Origin of the sequence: Promicromonospora sp. NPDC050249 (assembly GCF_040656015.1) — a bacterium.
Classification (GTDB): Bacteria; Actinomycetota; Actinomycetes; order Actinomycetales; family Cellulomonadaceae; genus Promicromonospora.
This window is the reverse complement of sequence record NZ_JBFAKY010000005.1, coordinates 1-17,091: the sequence shown is the minus strand read 5'-3', so window position 1 is coordinate 17,091 and position 17,091 is coordinate 1. Positions and strand designations below refer to the sequence as shown.

14 protein-coding genes are annotated in these 17,091 nt (G+C 71.0%); 4 read left to right on the top strand and 10 right to left on the bottom strand.

Features of this window, described 5'->3' with window-relative positions:
• Nucleotides 1-20: 20 nt before the first annotated feature.
• The 4 genes from AB0I32_RS05170 to AB0I32_RS05155 form a co-directional block, all read right to left on the bottom strand.
• Nucleotides 21-1,661, bottom strand: a complete 1,641-nt coding sequence (locus AB0I32_RS05170) for a PQQ-binding-like beta-propeller repeat protein (RefSeq protein ID WP_357503568.1) — start codon at nt 1,659-1,661, stop codon at nt 21-23.
• A 49-nt stretch (nt 1,662-1,710) separates the two neighbouring features.
• Complete coding sequence (locus tag AB0I32_RS05165; RefSeq protein ID WP_357503566.1) at nt 1,711-3,480, bottom strand: PQQ-binding-like beta-propeller repeat protein; 1,770 nt, start codon at nt 3,478-3,480, stop codon at nt 1,711-1,713.
• On the bottom strand, nt 3,477-4,676 hold the full coding sequence (locus AB0I32_RS05160) for an ABC transporter permease (RefSeq protein WP_357503563.1): 1,200 nt from the start codon (nt 4,674-4,676) through the stop codon (nt 3,477-3,479). Before AB0I32_RS05160 ends, AB0I32_RS05165 begins: the two co-directional genes overlap by 4 nt.
• An 86-nt stretch (nt 4,677-4,762) precedes the next feature.
• On the bottom strand, nt 4,763-5,662 hold the full coding sequence (locus AB0I32_RS05155; protein WP_357503561.1) for an ATP-binding cassette domain-containing protein: 900 nt from the start codon (nt 5,660-5,662) through the stop codon (nt 4,763-4,765).
• Between the two features lie 402 nt (nt 5,663-6,064).
• On the opposite strand from AB0I32_RS05155, the gene AB0I32_RS05150 reads away from it, so the two are divergent.
• Nucleotides 6,065-6,772: a hypothetical protein gene (locus AB0I32_RS05150; protein ID WP_357503559.1), complete on the top strand. Its 708-nt coding sequence runs from the start codon at nt 6,065-6,067 to the stop codon at nt 6,770-6,772.
• Nucleotides 6,773-6,977: 205 nt separating this feature from the next.
• Here AB0I32_RS05150 and AB0I32_RS05145 read toward each other — a convergent pair whose 3' ends face one another.
• The 3 genes from AB0I32_RS05145 to AB0I32_RS05135 all read right to left on the bottom strand — a co-directional run bounded on the left by AB0I32_RS05145 (nt 6,978) and on the right by AB0I32_RS05135 (nt 10,586).
• On the bottom strand, nt 6,978-7,709 hold the full coding sequence (locus tag AB0I32_RS05145; protein WP_357503557.1) for a response regulator transcription factor: 732 nt from the start codon (nt 7,707-7,709) through the stop codon (nt 6,978-6,980).
• Complete coding sequence (locus AB0I32_RS05140; protein WP_357503555.1) at nt 7,706-9,268, bottom strand: histidine kinase; 1,563 nt, start codon at nt 9,266-9,268, stop codon at nt 7,706-7,708. Before AB0I32_RS05140 ends, AB0I32_RS05145 begins: the two co-directional genes overlap by 4 nt.
• Before the next feature lie 145 nt (nt 9,269-9,413).
• Nucleotides 9,414-10,586 carry a right-handed parallel beta-helix repeat-containing protein gene (locus AB0I32_RS05135; protein ID WP_357503553.1) on the bottom strand — a complete coding sequence of 391 codons (1,173 nt, stop codon included), beginning with the start codon at nt 10,584-10,586 and terminating at the stop codon, nt 9,414-9,416.
• 263 nt (nt 10,587-10,849) lie between these two features.
• Here AB0I32_RS05135 and AB0I32_RS05130 point away from each other — a divergent pair, with 263 nt between their 5' ends.
• Nucleotides 10,850-11,665, top strand: coding sequence for a hydrolase (locus tag AB0I32_RS05130; protein ID WP_357503551.1), 816 nt, complete (start codon nt 10,850-10,852; stop codon nt 11,663-11,665).
• A gap of 140 nt (nt 11,666-11,805) precedes the next feature.
• Here AB0I32_RS05130 and AB0I32_RS05125 read toward each other — a convergent pair whose 3' ends face one another.
• Both AB0I32_RS05125 and AB0I32_RS05120 read right to left on the bottom strand, forming a co-directional pair.
• Nucleotides 11,806-12,045, bottom strand: coding sequence for a YbdD/YjiX family protein (locus AB0I32_RS05125; RefSeq protein WP_357503549.1), 240 nt, complete (start codon nt 12,043-12,045; stop codon nt 11,806-11,808).
• On the bottom strand, nt 12,042-14,303 hold the full coding sequence (locus AB0I32_RS05120) for a carbon starvation CstA family protein (RefSeq protein WP_357503547.1): 2,262 nt from the start codon (nt 14,301-14,303) through the stop codon (nt 12,042-12,044). Before AB0I32_RS05120 ends, AB0I32_RS05125 begins: the two co-directional genes overlap by 4 nt.
• 149 nt (nt 14,304-14,452) lie before the next feature.
• On the opposite strand from AB0I32_RS05120, the gene AB0I32_RS05115 reads away from it, so the two are divergent.
• Complete coding sequence (locus AB0I32_RS05115) at nt 14,453-15,271, top strand: CPBP family intramembrane glutamic endopeptidase (RefSeq protein ID WP_357503545.1); 819 nt, start codon at nt 14,453-14,455, stop codon at nt 15,269-15,271.
• A 29-nt stretch (nt 15,272-15,300) separates the two neighbouring features.
• Here AB0I32_RS05115 and AB0I32_RS05110 read toward each other — a convergent pair whose 3' ends face one another.
• Entirely contained in the window at nt 15,301-16,074 is a 774-nt protein-coding gene (locus AB0I32_RS05110; protein ID WP_357503543.1) for a DUF305 domain-containing protein, read from the bottom strand.
• Nucleotides 16,075-16,217: 143 nt separating this feature from the next.
• Between AB0I32_RS05110 and AB0I32_RS05105 the strand changes: the two genes are divergently transcribed.
• Complete coding sequence (locus AB0I32_RS05105) at nt 16,218-16,964, top strand: hypothetical protein (RefSeq protein WP_357503541.1); 747 nt, start codon at nt 16,218-16,220, stop codon at nt 16,962-16,964.
• Nucleotides 16,965-17,091: the final 127 nt, after the last annotated feature.

Here is a 17,091-nt window from a genome sequence, read left to right as displayed (position 1 = left end):
ATCAGCCGTTCCGGCAGAGGTCACCCGAGGCCGCGCACGCCCTCAGGGGTGAACTCCACGAGGCGCCCGTCGACGGCGATCGCCGGGCCGGTCATCGGCATGTGCCAGAGCTGCCTGCCGGTGTCCAGGTCGAGGGTGACGAGCAGCCCGTCGGAGGAGCCGTCCCGCGACAGGTACTCGAGGGCCACCGTCTCGCCGTCGGTCAGGGTGCGGAACCGGAGCATCTCGGTCAGGTCGTCGCTGCTCCAGCTCCAGAGCTCCGCTCCGGTGGTCCGCTCCAGGCCCACCACCCGGTTCCCACGGTTCACCACCACCACGTCCCGCCCGGCGAGCAGCACGCTCTGGCCGTAGCGCTCCGACCAGACCACGGACCCGTCCTCACGCACCGCCTCGAACCCCGACGCCTCGGTGGTCGTCTTGACGAACCACAGGTCGGCGGGCGCGTCGGGCGACGTCGCCTCGGTCCGGATGGAGCCGTCCAGGGTGTGCAGGGTCTTGCCGGTCTCGTCGACGACCGTCGTGCCCAGCCACTCTGCCTCCACCGCGAAGCGGCCGGGACCGAGCTCGGTGACCCACGCCGGCGTGGTGAGGCCCGTGCCGCCCACCAGATCGAGCCGGATACCCGACGCGGACAACGTCGCCGACACGCCGCACCCGTCGACGACCACCGTCTCGGCCCCGGCACTGACGGTCACCACGTCCGGGTCCATCGCCGAGTCCGCGGTCGGCCAGCCGCCCGAGTCGGGCGTCCCCTGGCAGTTCATCGAGTTCATCGGATCGAACGCGACGGTGCTCGTCCAGCGTTCCGCACCGGTCCCGGCGTCCTCCGCGGTCACGCGCACATCCCGGCCGGGGGTCAGGTACCCGGACGAGCAGGTGCCCGACACGTCGCACTCCACCTCGCCTCCCGGATCGCCGGTCCGGACCGTCCGCACCGCCGTCCCGTCCGGGCCAGGGAACACGTGCTCGCCCTCGGCGAGCTCCGCGGGCCGCGTCCGCGTGCTCCCGTCCGGGGCGATGGTAAGTACCTCGCGCGCGTCGTCCGCGCCCTGCACGCAGACCAGCACCTCGGTCGACGTCGACGCGTCGTAGCCGGTTGGTCCGCAGGTGGGGCGCTCGCCCAGCGGGACCCGCCAGGCCACCCCGCCCGACGCCGGATCGATGGCCACCACCTCGTCGAAGCCCGGCGGGACAGGCCCGCCGGGCCCCGGCACGGGGTCCACCCAGTAGCTCTGCGCGTTGGTCGGAGGCACCACGAGCAGCCCGTCCATGATCACCACCTGCTGGTCCATGGAGATGCCATCGCCCGGTTCGACGGGCGTGTCGAACCGCACCGCCCAGGTCTCCGCCGGCGGGTCCGCGAGAGACTCCACGCCCACCGGCGAGGTGCGCATCAGCTCCGCGCGCCGGTGGTCCCGCACCAGGTCGACCACGACGACCGTCACCGCCACGACGGCGGCCACCACGGCGGTGAGCGCCCAGGTCCGCCGGGACAGCCGCGACAGCGTCACCAGAGGCCGGGGCCGGGGCTCGGCGGAGGCGTCCGGTCCCCCGCCGACCTCATCCGCGGCACCGTTCGCGTCGTCGTACGCGTCGCCGTCCGGCCCGTGCTCCTCGACCAGGTCGAAGACTACGGACTCCTGCTTGGCGGGCCGTGGCATGGCGGGAGCCTACCGGCGTGACCTGCGTGGTCAGCTATCCCGTACGTGATCAGCCGAGACCCACCACACCGTGCTGCGTGACCTGAGCCAGATGACCGTCGACACTGATGAGCTGCGTGTACGGGGTCTCCTGCTCGTGCTCCCAGCGCACCGATCCGTCCCGGAGGTCCACGGCGAGCAGCCGCAGCCCCGACACCTCGCCGCTCGGGTCCGCGCTCACCGGGAGCAGCAGGGTGTCGCCGTCCGTGTAGGCCCCGAAGATCGACGACTCCGCCGCCCAGGCCATGTCGCCGAACGAGAGCGTCTCGGGGGAGAGGGTCCAGCGGTCAGCACCCGTGCCGAGGTCGATGGCACGAACCACGCCCTGCTCGTCCAGGACGACGGCGGTACCGGACACCTCTGCCAGCAGCGTGGTGGCCCTGAGCTGCGGTGCGGACCAGAGCAGCGCCCCTGCGTCGTCGTCGGACGTGGACCTGGCCTGCGTGCGCACGCCTACCCGCTCCAGCACGAGCCCCGGATCACGCCCGTCCGTGGCCCATGGCACGAGCACGTGACCGTCGAGCTCGACGGCGGCCCCGTCCGGCAGGTGCACGACGTCATTGGCCGGCGCGGCGTCGGTGGCCGCCGTATCGGGACCGACCCAGGCGCCGTCCGGCAGGGACAGGAACGACGCGGTGTCCACGCCGTCGGCGGGCGGGTCCTCCGAGTCCTTGGGGTCGTCGAGCCGGGTGCCGTCGAGCCGGAAGGCCCCCGAGACACCGCAGCCCTGGACCTCCAGCACGTCGCCGTGCAGGTCCCAGCTCAGCGCGCCGGCGACGTCGAGAACCGGGGCGCCGGCCTCGTCATAGGTGATGCAGCTGTCGGGCCGCGGAGCCCCGAACGTCAGGGTGTCGCTCCACCGCTCCGTACCCGTCGCGGCGTCCTCGACGCCGACCGTCAGATCCGGTCCGACGAAGGCCTTCGGGAGGTGGGGAACGCCCAGCTTGTCGACCACCACCGGACGCTGCTCCGTCGTGCCGCCCGCGATCTCGAAGTGGAGCAGGCCGCCACCGGCGACAGGGGCGACGTCGGCCCCCGGGTCGAGCTCCCGGCTCCGCGTGGCGCCGTCCGCCTCGATGACCGTGACCCTCTGCTCGCGTTCGTCGCCCTCACCCGAGGACGTCACGCAGACGAGCGGGTCCGCCGGCTCCTGCGTCGACGGCTCGCCCATGCCGAGGAGCGCCGACGGACCACAGCTCAGGTCCTCCTCGAGGTCGACGGTCCACAGCACCTCGCCCGACGCCGGGTCCACACCCTGGACCTTCGCGTCACCGGCGATCGCGAGCACCCCCGGCATCTCGACAAGCGTCGAGCCGATCGGGTTCTCGAGGTCTATCGACCACTGCTCGGTGGGCCTCACCTCCAGGTTCCGCACCCCCGCCGGGGTCGCGAGGAGCGCCTGCTCGCGCAGTCGCGCGTCCACCAGCACCCCAGCAGCGACAGCCAGCACGACGACGGACACCGCGCCTCCCACCAGCAGCACCTTGCCGCGCCGGGTGGTGGGCAGCCGCCGTCGAACGGCCGACCCACCACGCCGGACGTTCCGCCCGACGGCGGCCCGGGCGTTCGCGAGCGCGAGCGCTGCCCGACCGGGCTCGCGAGGAGCCTGCTCACCGGCTTCGGCGTCCGGCTCCGGCGCGGCGGGTCCGTCGCCGTCCGGGACCTCGCCGTCCGGGCCGTCGGAGGCACGGGGGACCTCGTCGATGAGCTCGAAGGTCTGCACCTTCGACGGATCGGGCGTCCCGTTCCCGGTGTCGTCCTGCTGAGTGCGTTCGGTCACGCCCCGAGGGTAGTGCCCCGGTCCGCCGTGATGGCCGCCTTCCAGCTGACCCGGCCGCCCGTCTGCATGAGCGCCCCGCGGTAGGCCCGCTCGCTGAGGAGCACCGCACCGAGCGTGGCCAGCAGGAGGATGAGGAGCGACACGAGCGGCTCCCACCAGAGCGCGTCGCCGTTGAGCACCCGCACCGGCATCGACACGATGGACGCCGGTGGGATGTACGACAGCACGCGCTCCAGCATGCCGTCGGCCGAGAAGGTCACCACGTACACGCCGAGGATCAGCATCATCAGCGGGCTGGTCGTGTACTGGAGGTCCTCGGTGCGCGACGCGAGCGCGCCCCCCACCGCGTACAGGGCCGCCACCGCGACGAACCCGACGGTGAAGAAGACGACGAACCAGATCATCGTGGCCGACATCGCGGGCAGGATCGCCGAGAGATCGGTGAACGAGGCTCCGATGAGCCCCACGCCGGCGAGCAGGAGGTTCTGCGCCAGCGCGATCACCGAGCTGCCGATGATCTTGCCCGCGAGCAGCTGGCGCAGCGGCACGGCGGTGGCGATGATCTCGACCAGCCGCGACTGCTTCTCCTCGATCACGCTGCCCGCGATCATCGAGCCCGACCCGACGGCCCCCATGAAGAACAGGAATGCCAGCACGAATCCGGCCACGAACACGATCTGCGGGTCCACCGGGTTGCCGTCGAGACGTTCGGTCTCGACGTCGCTGCCGGCCGTGAGCGCGTCGACGGTGGTCCCGGCGGCGTCCGCCCGGTCGGCCATCACCTGGTCGCGCACCGTGGACTCGACCAGCGCGGTCAGGTCGTTGTCGGGCTCCCGCCACCCGGACAGGGTCCAGCCGTCCGCGGCGCCGTCGCCGGAGCTGAGCCAGGCGTCGGCGCTCTCGTCCTCGAGCGCCGCCTCTGCCGCCGCGGCGGAGTCCACGCGGACCACGGTCAGCTCGATGTCCTGGTCGTCCGAGGCCGCGGTCCCGGCGGCGGACTCCAGCGCGGTCGCCGCGGTCTCGTCCCCCGCGACCACCGCGACGTCGAACGACTCGGTGCGGCCGTCCATGTAGGACGTGAAGCCGATCAGCCCGCCGATCATGGCGACGTTGACCACGAGGCCGATCAGGAACCCCTTGTTGAGCGCCCGCACCACGATCTCGCGGGTCGCCACCAGCATCCATGCGTTCTTCATGCCATCTCCTCTGCCCCGTGAGCCTGCGGCTCCGCTCCGGGCGCGTTCCTCGTTCCTCGGCCCCCACCCTGTGCTGCGCCTCCGGCTCACGCGGTCACCTCACGGTAGATCTGGGCCAGGGTCGGCCGTACCGGGGAGAACTCCTGGACGGCGCCTCGCTCCAGGGCCGCGGACAGGAGGCGGGTGGCCGCGGCGTCGTCGTCCACCTCGACCAGCGCGGACGTGCCGTCCACGTCCACCGCGAGGACACCCGGCACGCCGCGGACGAAGCCGGCGTCACCCGACAGGACCAGCCGGTGCCTGGTCACGCCCTGGGCGCGCAGGCCGTCGGGGGTGCCGTCCGCCAGGAGCCTGCCCCCGCCCAGGATGACGAGCCGCTCGCAGAGGCGCTCCACGAGGTCGAGCTGGTGCGAGCTGAACAGCACGGGCACCCCGCGCCGTGTGTGCTCGCGCAGCAGGTCGACCATGGCCTCGACGGCCCCCGGGTCGAGGCCGCTGAACGGCTCGTCCAGGACGAGCGCCTTGGGCTGCCCCATGACCGCCGCGACGATCTGCACGCGCTGCTGGTTGCCGAGCGACAGCTTCTCCACGTGGTCCTTCGCGCGGTCCGCCAGCCCCAGCCGGTCGAGGTGCTCCACCACCTCGCGGCGCGCGACCGGCGCCGCGATGCCCCGCAGGCGCGCCAGGTAGACGAGCTGGTCCAGCACGGGCTGCTTCGGGTAGAGGCCGCGTTCCTCCGGCATGTACCCGAACTCGCGGCGGTCGTGCCGGGTGACCGGCTCGTCGCCGAACCGCACCTCACCGCTCGTGATGGCGAGCACTCCCATGATCATCCGCATGGTCGTCGTCTTGCCCGCGCCGTTGGCCCCCACGAATCCCGTGAGCAGGCCCGACCTCGCCGTGAAGCTGACGCCGTCCACCGCTCGCCGGGGCGCGCCGCCCGACACGAACACGCGGGTCAGGTCCCGCACCTCCAGATCGCTCATGGCAGTCACGCTATGGCCGCGACGAGGGAGGTGGATCCACCGCAAGGCGGAACCCTCTCCGCCTCCCGGCGGGTGCCGTCCGCCGATGTGGTCGGCAAAGCGGCAGAAGATCGGCATTTCGAGTTGCCGATCTCATGACATTCTGCCGACCACAGTCCGTGCACCTGCATCCACATACCCATTGACCTGGTATTACACGTACCGGTTGCCGATGGCGTTCTGCCACGTATTGTCCCATCCGGAGCGTCATAAGAACGAGAGTGGCGCTGAATGGTTCGTCAGCCCGTCCACGGAGGAATGAGCATTCCGCTCCGGAGGGTGTCCAGCGGTCCGGTACAGAGGGAACGGGCCGTCACGACACAGGGCACAACGCAGTATCTGAACCCGCAGGGGGAGCTGAGCGTGCGCAAGCGATTGATCGTCACAGGGACAACCGCAGCCTTCGTGCTGACGGCGGGAATCATGGGTGCCGTAGCCGTGCAGCCGTCGGGACCGGACAAGGACCGGGACACGACGGCCGCGCCTGCCGTGCCCGATGTGCTGCAGGGCCTGCCGCCGATGATGGTGAAGCGCGAGGCCACGTCCAACCAGGGGGAGAACGGCACGGTCGACGTGCACTCGCGCCCCGGGCAGAGCCGGTTCACGTACACGCCGCCGCCCGCGTCGACGTACGTCCCCCGGCACATGGCCGTTTCGCCGCCCGACCAGCCGAACGGCGGCTTCACGATGGCACCGCTGCCGGGGATCGATCTCGGCAACGGTTCCCGGCCGACGCCCCCGGACAACCCCTCGGGCCCGCCCACGACGAAGCCGCCGACGCAGTCGCCGACACCGACGCCGACCCCTACGCCGACCCCCACGCCGACACCGACTCCCACCCCGGAGCCCACGCCGACGCCCACTCCGACGCCCACCCCGACTCCCACCCCGGAGCCGACCGACCCGCCGTCGGAGGAGCCCACGAACCCGCCGACGCAGGAGCCGACCGAGCCGCCGGCGGAGCCGACCCCGGAGCCGACCGTCGAGCCGTCGCCGGAGCCCTCGACGGATCCTTCTCCTGACCCGTCGACAGAGCCTTCACCCGAGCCTTCCACGGGGCCGACCGAATAGTCCGGTTGAGCAGAAGGCGCGCCGGTATCTCCCGGCGCAAAGAGGCGAGGCCCTTTCCCCAGGGCCTCGCTTCTCTGTCCCTTTCCGCATACCGCCGGGAAAGGGATATATATCCGATTCGCCAGCACTATGTCGGCGATCTGTTTCGTTCGCGCAGATGTCGACGATCGATGACATATGGCCGGACGGTCGCAGCCCGTCCCGCTCAGACCAGGCCGACGCGGTGGGCCAGGACGACCGCCTGCACCCGGTCGCGCACGTGCAGCTTGGCGAGCACGTTCGAGACGTGGGTCTTCACCGTCGCCTCACCGAGATAGAGGGTCGACGCGATCTCCGCGTTCGACAGCCCGGTGCCCACCAGCTCCAGCACCTCGCGCTCGCGCGGTGTGAGAAGAGCGAGGCCGGCCGGGGCAGCCGTCTGCTGCCTCGCGGTGTGGGTACCTGCGGGCTCGACCAGCGTGCTGACCTCGGCCGAGGGCGTCCGGTCGCCCGACCTCCGCTCGGACGGCGGCTGCCGCTCCCCCGCGACCATCTGCTCGATCACCCGTCGCGTGATCTGCGGCGCGAGCAGCGCGTGGCCGGCCGCCACCGTCCGCACGGCCTCGACCAGATGCTCCGCGTCGGAGTTCTTGAGCAGGAACCCTGAGGCTCCCGCCGCCAGCCCGTCGAAGACGTACTCGTCCTGGTCGAACGTCGTCAGGACCAGCACCTTCGCGAGATCCTCCGCCACGATGCGACGTGTGGCCTCGATACCGTCCATGACAGGCATCTGGACGTCCATCAGCACGATGTCGGGCCGCAGGGCGCGGGTCAGCTCGATCGCCGCAGCGCCGTCGCCCGCCTCACCGACCACCTCGAAGTCGTCCTCCACCGAGAGGATGAGCGAGAAGCCGGAACGCACCAGCGCCTGGTCGTCCACCAGCAGCACGCGCGTCATCCGACGACCTCCGTCCGGGCCGCCGACGAGACCTCGGCCGGAGCCCCCGTCTGTCGCGCGGCGGCCGTGGGAACTACCGGAACGGCGCCCGGGCCCGGCGCGGGCAGCGGCAGCCGCACCCGCACGCGGTACCCGCCCGTCGCCCGTGGCCCGATCTCGACCATCCCCTGGTGCGTGGCGACCCGCTCCCGGATGCCCAGCAGCCCCAGACCGGAGCCGGACGTCCCGTGGCGCGGACGACCGTCGTCCAGCACCTCCACCTCGGCGAAGCCGTGCTCGAACCGCTGCCCCGCCTGCGTCTCCGGGCGGCGGACCACGCGCAGCGTGACCGTCGCGGAGCGGGCGGTCGAATGCTTCCGCACGTTCGCCATCGCCTCCTGGGCGGTTCGGTAGAGGCTCAGTCCCATCGGGTCCGGCACGTCGGCTGCGGCTCCTACGGGCTCCTCGACCTGCCGGAACGTGGTGTCCAGGCCGTCGTGGTCGGCGGCGGTGAGGGCCGGGAGGTCGGCCAGGCCCGGTTCGGGCGCCCGGGAACCCGCGCCGTCCGGCCCGGACGGGGAGCCCTTGCCACCGGCGTCCGGCACCGAACGGAGCGTGCCGACCAGGTTCCGCATCTGCGCGACCCCCTCGCGGGACTCACGCTCGATGGTGAGGAGTGCTTCCGCCGCGCGGGCCGGGTCGCGGTCCAGGACCCGCCGGGCGGCGGCCGCCTGGATGCCGATCACCGACACGTGGTGCGCGACGACGTCGTGCAGCTCGCGCGCGATCCGCACCCGCTCGGCGACTATCGCCTGGTCGGTCAGGGCCGCCGCCTGCTTCTCGATGGTGACCGACTGGTCGGTGAGCTGCCGCCTGCGCAGCGCCGCGTTCCACTGCATCTGCCCCGCCACCACCGCTCCGCCGAAGAACGCGATGTTGACGATGAACTGGTAGGCGCTGTTCGCGAGGTACGGGTCGATCAGGCCGGGCCAGTCCGCGCGGGTCGGGAACTCCTCGAGAAGGGTCTCGATGCCCTGCTGCACCGCGAACATCCAGATCAGCCACGTGAACATCACCAGGACGCAGGCGCTGACGACCACGAGCATCGCCCGCCGGTCCCGCGCCCAGGCGACCGCCGTGAACAGGGCGACGAAGTACATGACCTGCATCGGCATGAGCACGGTGATCGCCGGGATCGTGAGGCCGATCCCGAGGAAGGACCCGTACACGAGCACGAGCGACACCAGCGGGTAGCGGCGGCGCCACGCCAGCGGCACGGTGCTGACCACCCCGAGGAGGTAGACGAGCCACAACGGCTCCGTCACGTCCTCGAAGATGCCCATGCTGCGGCCCAGCTCGATCGAGACCGCCGCGAGCACCGCGAACCCGGCACCCAGCCGCAGGTCCCTGCGGTAGGCGTCACGGCCGGCGGGAACCCGCTCCCAGTCGGCGTCGACGCCGAACCAGTCGAGCACGCGCCCGCTGACGCCCTCGGCGGAGCGGGACGTCGCGGCGCGCGACAGGTCGGGCTGCCGGGCGCCGGGCGGCTGGACGTCGGGCGGGGATGGAGCATCGGACATGCCCCCAGCCTAGGAACCGCGAGCCCTGACCGCTTCCACCTGAAGGCGGAGATGACAGGAAGACGACAGGGCGAGAACGGGGTTGTGCTCCGTCCGGGCCCTCACCGGAGCACAACCCCGTTCTCGTCCCACCGCCCGGGCGGGGTCAGCAGATGTTGCGGGAGCCGTTGCCCGTGAGGGTCCACGTCGTGTTCTCGCCGCACGGCGACTCCCGCACCGAGGTGTTGTCGACGCGGAGCGTGATGTGGATGTTCCGGTTGTTGGGGAACTCCGTACGCGCGGCGAGCCGCACCTCCCCGCCTCCGTTGACGGTGCCGCCGGCGATGGTGATGTCCGAGCAGTTCTCGATGAGGATCGAGTTGTTGCCGTTGTTCGCGAGGTCTACCGAGTTGATCCGCGCACCCCGCGAGTTCGACACGCAGAACACGCCCCGGCCGCCGCCGCGCGACTTCACGCGGTTCACCGTGATGTTCGGCCCGTTGGCGTTGGCCATGCGGAAGGTGGCATAACCGGTCCCCGTGGCCACGTTGTCGCCGTCGACCGTCCCGATGGTGGCGTTGCTCGTGCCCTGGATCAGCAGCGCCGACTCGCCGACGTTGCGCGCGGTGACGGTGCCGATCGTGAGGCCGTTGATGTGCCAGGTCTCGATCGCGTGACCCGGTACACCGGAGGCGTAGACCGAGTCCATGCGCACGTTCGTGCTGCCGGGCAGGTCACGCTCGAAGCGGATGCCGATGCCCCGGGTCGTCCGCATGTCTATCTGGCCGAGGTGCAGACCGTGCACGTCGGCGAAGCGCAGGGCGAAGTAGGGCGCCCCCGTGATCTTCAGGTAGGGGATGGACACGTCCTCGACCCCCACCGCCTGGATCGCGCCCCGTCCGGCGACGTAGCCGGTGTCGAGCGTGCCGCAGACCTCGAACGACGTATGGCTCGGCAGGTTGATCGTGTTGTTGCCGATCCAGGCGCTGGCCATCACCGACACCTTCTCCTGGCTGGTGCGGTTCGGGTTGAGCGCCCCCAGCGCTCCCCAGATGGCGTCGATGTAGTACTGCCCCTGGTAGACGGTCCGCCCGCGATAGGTAGCGGTGAACCCGGACGACTGGCTTCCGGTGACAAGCGCATCGGCGCCGTCACCGCAGGCGGCGGCCGGTGCCGCGACCGCCGTCGTGCCGCCGGCCGCTGTGCCGGCCGCGGTACCGACCGCCGTTCCGGTGGGTGCGGCCGCGACCCCCGGCGCGGCGAGCAGGGAGACGACTACCGACAGTGCTGCGACTCCCGCGGCGAGAAGCCGCGGGCGGCGCCGTGACGTTGGTGCCATGGTCACTCCTCCTTGAGAACGCGGCCTACAACGTTGTAGACCTACGTGGTCCTGAGCGTATGGATTTCACCCCTGCGGCACCAGGCCACGCGAAGATCCGAAACGATTCACTTCTCGACACACCGGTACGCCACGCCGTACGACCGACCGGAAACCTTCGCGTTCGCCAGGGATTTGCTGGACACGACCACCGCGCGGGCGCATCGTGACGAAGCAGTGCCACCGCAGTGATGCAGCACCGGCCCGACGAAGGAGACCTGACGATGACGTTCTGGATCTGCCGCACGTGCGGCGTGGAGCACGAGTCCCGGCCCGAGGTGTGCGCCGTCTGCGCGGACGAACGCCAGTGGGTGCCCGCCGACGGGCAGCAGTGGACCACGCTGGAGGAGCTCGCGGCCGAGGGGCAGAGCGTCGCCGTCGAGGAGCTCGAGCCCGACCTGTTCGGCCTCACCACCGTGCCGGACGTCGGTATCGGCCCCACCGCGAAGATCGTCCGGACGGCGCGGGGGAACCTCATGTTCGACGTCCCGGGCTATGTGGACGACGCGGCGGTCGCCGCGGTCCAGGGTATGGGCGGGCTGGCGTACATCGTGGCCAGCCATCCGCACATGTACGGCGTGCAGGTCGAGTGGAGCCGCCGGCTCGGCGGCGTGCCGATCCTCGTGAGCGAGCCCGATGCCGGCTGGCTCGCCCGGTCCGACGACGCCGTCGAGCTGTGGAAGGGCGACCGGGAGATCCTGCCCGGGGTGACGCTGAGCCAGCCGGGCGGGCACTTCCCCGGTTCCTCGGTGGCGCACTGGATGGCGGGTGCGTCAGGGAAGGGTGTGCTGCTGAGCGGCGACACGATCTTCGCCAACCCGGACCGGACCTCTGTCTCGTTCATGCGCAGCTATCCGAACCGGATCCCGCTGTCGGGGCCCGTGGTCCAGCGGGTTGCGCACCACGTGGGGCGGTTCGAGTTCGACAGGCTCTACAACAACTTCCGGGGCGTCATCCCTGTCGACGCGCGCGAGATCGTGCTGCGCTCGGCGGAACGCCACGCGGCCTGGACGAGCGGCGCCTACGACCACCTGACGTAGACGACCTGGCACCCCCTGCCCTCCCGCCGAGGTAGAGCGCGTGTCCGGACGCGCGCTCTACCTCGCCAGCGCCCGGTCGCCGAGGTAGAGCGGGTGTCCGGACGCCCGCTCTACCTCGGCGGACCCGTTGCGGAGCGGGCTCAGCAGCAGCGCGCGCCCGGGTTGGCGTCCTGGGCCGCGTAGCGGTCGCGCCAGTACTCTCGCGCGGTCGGCACGGCGGCCTCCGGGTGCACCCGACGCAGGTGCGCCACGTACCGCGGGTAGTCGCTCTCGCCCAGCACCCCTGTGACGTACCAGGCCAGTGCGCGCCAGCCCCGGCGGACGACGGCGAGCACGCCGCCGCCGTCCGCCGGCGGACCCGCTACCGAGGGCGAGCTCACGCGTGCGTCCCCGTCCGGAGCTTGTCCGGGTTCTCCTCGTAGTAGGCGGTCCACTGGGCTGCCACCTCCCGTTCGGCGTCGGTGGGCACGAGGCCGGACGGCGCGAACGTCGACGACTGCGAGTCCGGCTCCTCACTGGTCGGCAGGCCGCCGGCCCGGATCGCCTTGACGCAGACCCACAGCGCCACCAGCGCCACGGTCAGCACGAGCAGCGCGAAGACGATGGACAGCGTGCCCTGCAGGAACGTGTTGCGGATGACGGCGTCCATCGCAGCCGTGTCGGCGGCGGTCCCGAACGACGTCTCGCCCGCTGCCCGCGCCTCGCGGAACGCGTTGTGGTTCGCCCAGAACCCGAGGCTCGGCTCGGGGGAGAAGATCTTCTGGTACGACGCCGTCATGGTCACCGCGAGGTCCCACACCAGCGGGACGGCGGGGATCCACGCCCACTTGAGATAGCCCTTCTTGACCACCACCACCGTGACCAGGGCGAGGGCCATGGCGGCGAGCAGCTGGTTCGCTATGCCGAACAGCGGGAACAGCGAGTTGATGCCGCCCAGCGGGTCGGTCACGCCCATGAGCAGGATCGCGCCCCAGAGGCCGCACACCACCACCGAGCAGATCCACGCGCCCACCCGCCAGGACGGGTCGCGGAACTTGCGCAGCGGGCCGCCGAGGTTACCGAGCGTGTCGGACAGCATGAAGCGGGCGACGCGCGTACCGGCGTCGACGGTGGTGAGGATGAAGAGCGCCTCGAACATGATCGCGAAGTGGTACCAGAACGCCTGCATGCCCGCCCCGCCCAGGAACGAGCCGAGGATCTGGGACATGCCGAACGCGAGCGTCGGCGCACCGCCGGTGCGGGAGACGATCGACTCCTCGCCGACGGCGTCGGCGGCGCCCTGGATGTCGGCCGCCGTGGCGGGCGTGCCGCCCAGCCCGAGGCCGTTCACGTAGTCCGCTGCGGCGGCCGGCTCGCCGCCCGTGAGCGAGGCCGGGGCGTTCATCGTGAAGTACAGGTGCTGGTCGATGGAGATGGCGGTGACCAGGGCCATGATCGCCACGAACGACTCGGTGAGCATGCCGCCGTAGCCGATGAGCCGGAGCTGGCTCTCCTTCTCGACCAGCTTCGGGCTCGTGCCGGACGAGATCAGGGCGTGGAACCCGGACAGCGCACCGCACGCGATGGTGATGAACAGGAACGGGAACAGGGAGCCGGCGAACGCGGGCCCGTTGCCCTCTATCGCGAAGCTCGACACGGCAGGGGCCTGCACAGCGGGCTGCGCGATGAGCACGCCGATGGCGAGCAGCACGATGGTGCCCACCTTCATGAACGTGGACAGGTAGTCACGCGGCGCGAGCAGCAGCCACACCGGCAGCACGGACGCGAGGAACCCGTAGCCCACGATGAGCCAGGCCACGGTCACCGGCTCGAGCGTGAACATCTCGGCGCCCCAGCTGGTCTCGGCCACCCAGCCGCCCGCCACGATCGCGAGGACCAGCAGCACCACGCCGATCACCGAGACCTCGGACACCCGGCCCGGCCGGATGAACCTCAGGTACACGCCCATGAAGAGAGCGATCGGGATGGTCATGCCGACGGAGAACACGCCCCACGGCGACTCGGCCAGGGCGTTGACCACCACGAGGGCGAGGACGGCCAGGATGATGATCATGATGACGAACACGCCGATCAGGCCGGCGGCGCCGCCGACACGACCCATCTCGTCGCGGATCATCTGGCCGAGCGAGCGGCCGCGGCGTCGCGTGGACAGCCACAGGACGAGGTAGTCCTGGACGCAGCCAGCCAGGACCGCACCGATGATGATCCAGAGGGTGCCGGGCAGGTAGCCCATCTGCGCGGCGAGCACCGGGCCGACCAGCGGGCCCGCACCGGCGATGGCCGCGAAGTGGTGGCCGAACAGCACGCGACGGTCCGTCGGCGCGAAGTCCCGGCCGTTCTCGTGCTCCTCGGCCGGGGTGGCGCGGTCGTCCCGCGGGCGCACGACCTTGTACTCGATCAGCCGGGCGTAGAAGCGGTACGCGACCACGTACGTGCCGACGGCGGCGACGACGAAGTAGGCGCCGTTGACCGCTTCGCCGCGGACGAACGCGACGAGGGCCCACGCGACCGCCGCGACCAGCCCGATCACCGCGAAGATCAGCTTCTTGCCGGGAGTCATCGGTCTGCGGTCGATGACCGCGACCGGGGGGAGGTCCGGATTGTTCCGAACCAGCTCAACGTGCTCGGGTGAGCGCACGACGGCCTCCTTGCCGGGGTGGCCGGCCCGTCTGGGGGCCGGAACCTGGATGAAATCGTTACTGCGCACCGACTCTAGTTGCCCCAGAAGGAGAACAACCAGGCCCTGGCGTCGACAACGCACCCCGTTCGTGTGGGAGCCTCGTCCCCGTGACCCTCACCCTGCCCACCTCGTTGGTCGGTCCGGCGCGCCTCACCGCAGCCTTTCTCGTCTCGGCGTCGGCGATCCTGCTCTTCGCCGTCCACATCCGACCGATCGCTTACCTGCCGCTGGTGCTGGGCATAGCGCTGGGCCTGTGGGCCGACCGTGCGCTGGGCCGCGACCTGGCGCTGATCGGCGTGGGGCTCGGGATCATCTCGATGATCTCGCTCAAGGCGGACCTGTCCGACGCCGGGATGCTGCGCTTCACCCTGGCCCTCGGCGGGTCGGTACTCGTGCCGTGGGCGCTGTCCCGGTTCGTGCTGAAGCAGGACACCATCCAGTTCCCCGTGCTGACCGGGCGTCGTTGGACCCGCGGGCAGTGGGTCTATCTCGCCGCCGTCGTGGCGCTCGGGTACGTGCTGCTGCCGTTCTACTTCCTCGGCTCCGGCGCCTACCTCAACTGGCCGGACCTCGACGGGACGCAGGACATCTGGCGGCTCTTCGTCGGCGTGAACGCCGTCGGCATCTGGGACGAGCTGTTCTTCATCTGCGTGGTGTTCGCCCTGCTCTGCAAGCACTTCCCGATGTGGCAGGCCAACCTGCTGCAGTCGATGATCTTCGTGTCGTTCCTGTGGGAGCTCGGCTACCGCGAGTGGGGGCCGCTGCTCACCGTGCCGTTCGCGCTGGTCCAGGGCTGGATCTTCGCGAAGTTCAAGTCGCTCAGCTACGTCGTGGCGGTGCACCTGCTGTTCGACGCCGTCGTGTTCGCCGTCCTGGTGCACGGCCACCACCCGGAGCTGTTCGACATCTTCGTCACCGCGCCCTGACCTTCACGCCCTGACCCGCTCCGGCTCGGCTACGAGCCGGAGCCGTCGTTGGAACCCGGGCCGCCGATGGCCGCGAGCGCGTCGCGGACGTCCTCCACCTCGACACGGATGGCGTCGGCCTCGGCCTGCGCCAGCGCCTTCGCCTCGGCGTCCTCGCCCTCGGTGATCTCCGTGTCGGCCGGCTGGAGCCCGCCGTAGTGGTGCTCGACGAGCGCGGCCAGCAGCGCGATGTCGAAGTCCTGCGCGTGGAGCGCGGCGATCCCGTTCACCTGCTCGTCGGTGAGCATGCCGTGGCTACCGCCCTCGTGCGAGTGTGCGGTGGCGCCCGCGCGGGGACCGCTGCCGTCGTCGGGCAGCTCGGTCGTCAGGCCGTCCTCGGCCAGCGCGAGCGCCTCCCGCCCCGCTGCCGGCACCGGGATGTCCCGCGCCTCCAGCCATGCGGCGAGGTCCTCGACCCGGCCCGCCGAGGCCTCGCCCACCTCGACCGCTAGGGCGAGCACCTCGTCGTCGGTGGACCGGCCCGGGGCGAGCGCCGTCAGCTGGACCGCCTGCGCGTTGTGCTCGATCGCGACGGCGGCGTAGGTGGCGTCCGCGTCCGAATAGCCGGCGGCCTTCTGCTTGGCCGGGACCAGCACGCCGAGCCAGAGCAGCAGGGCCAGCACGACGGCGAGCCCGCCGGCGAGCACCGCGCCCATGAGCCGGAGGCGGCGGCGCAGCCCGTACTCCGACGCCGTCGCCGGCGCATCAGGCACGCTGCCCGACGGCGGGGTGGTCTCCTCGGTCGTCGAGTCCTGGGGCGTCATGTCCGGGAGGTTCCCATACAAAGGCCTGATCGCGCCATCACGGAAAACCCTCATGGCGCCGCGTCAGCACTTTCCTTGTACCGCGACCCTGTCACCACGGACCATGAACGGCCGCGGGCATCCGCGTTCCTCCAGGAGGTCTCGTGAGCCCCAGAATTCTGCGCCGTGTTGTCACAGCACCGCTGTTCGCCCTCTCGATCAGTGCGTGCTCGACGCAGGCGACCCCTGACCTCGACCGAACGACGCCCACGACCACACCACCGAGCGAGTGCGCCGTCGTCGCGGCGGAGCCCGGCCTGGCAGTCCATCAGCTCAACGAGTCGCTGCCGATCGAGGGCGCCGACGTCTCGTTCACACAGCGAGAGGTTCTCCTCGAGGCGGGAGGCGGCCCCTGTGGAGAGGATCCGGCAGAAGCGGTAACGGACGAGTGCAGCCTCGTGTCCGGCCGGTACGACGTCGTCTCCGGCGTCCGGCTCTGGCATGAGGAGCAAGATTTCGCCGAGCACGAGCTGGCCGCGGGAGCACAACGCATCCTCGCCGAGGACGTGACCGGCTACACGGAGAACGACGAGACGTTCCACTGGCGCGCGGTCGCCGTCGAGTATCCCGGACCGACGGACGTCCACGACTCGCCCGCGTGGGACGTGATCTCGGCGTGCGACAAGCTTCAGGCCGACCGGGTCGGGAGCGATGTCGTCTCACTGTCGCAGGGCGGGGAACCGTTCCTCGCTGCCCAGATCGACGGCGCGACCCTCTATGTCGTCGAGACCTGGATCAGCACGGACCCGGACGGTGCCGGCACGCTGTCGGACACCGACACCGGTCTGCTACCGGCTGACGCGGTGAGCAAGATCCTGAGCTGGTTCATCGAGGAGCACAGCCGCCTGTGACGACGACGCCCGGGTCACCTTCCGTACGTACGGCCCAGCGTGGCGTCGAGCGCGCTGATCTCCAGGTCGTTGCCGGCCACGGCGTTGCCGACGGTGATCCCGACGGCGTACAGCGCGTAGATGGCCC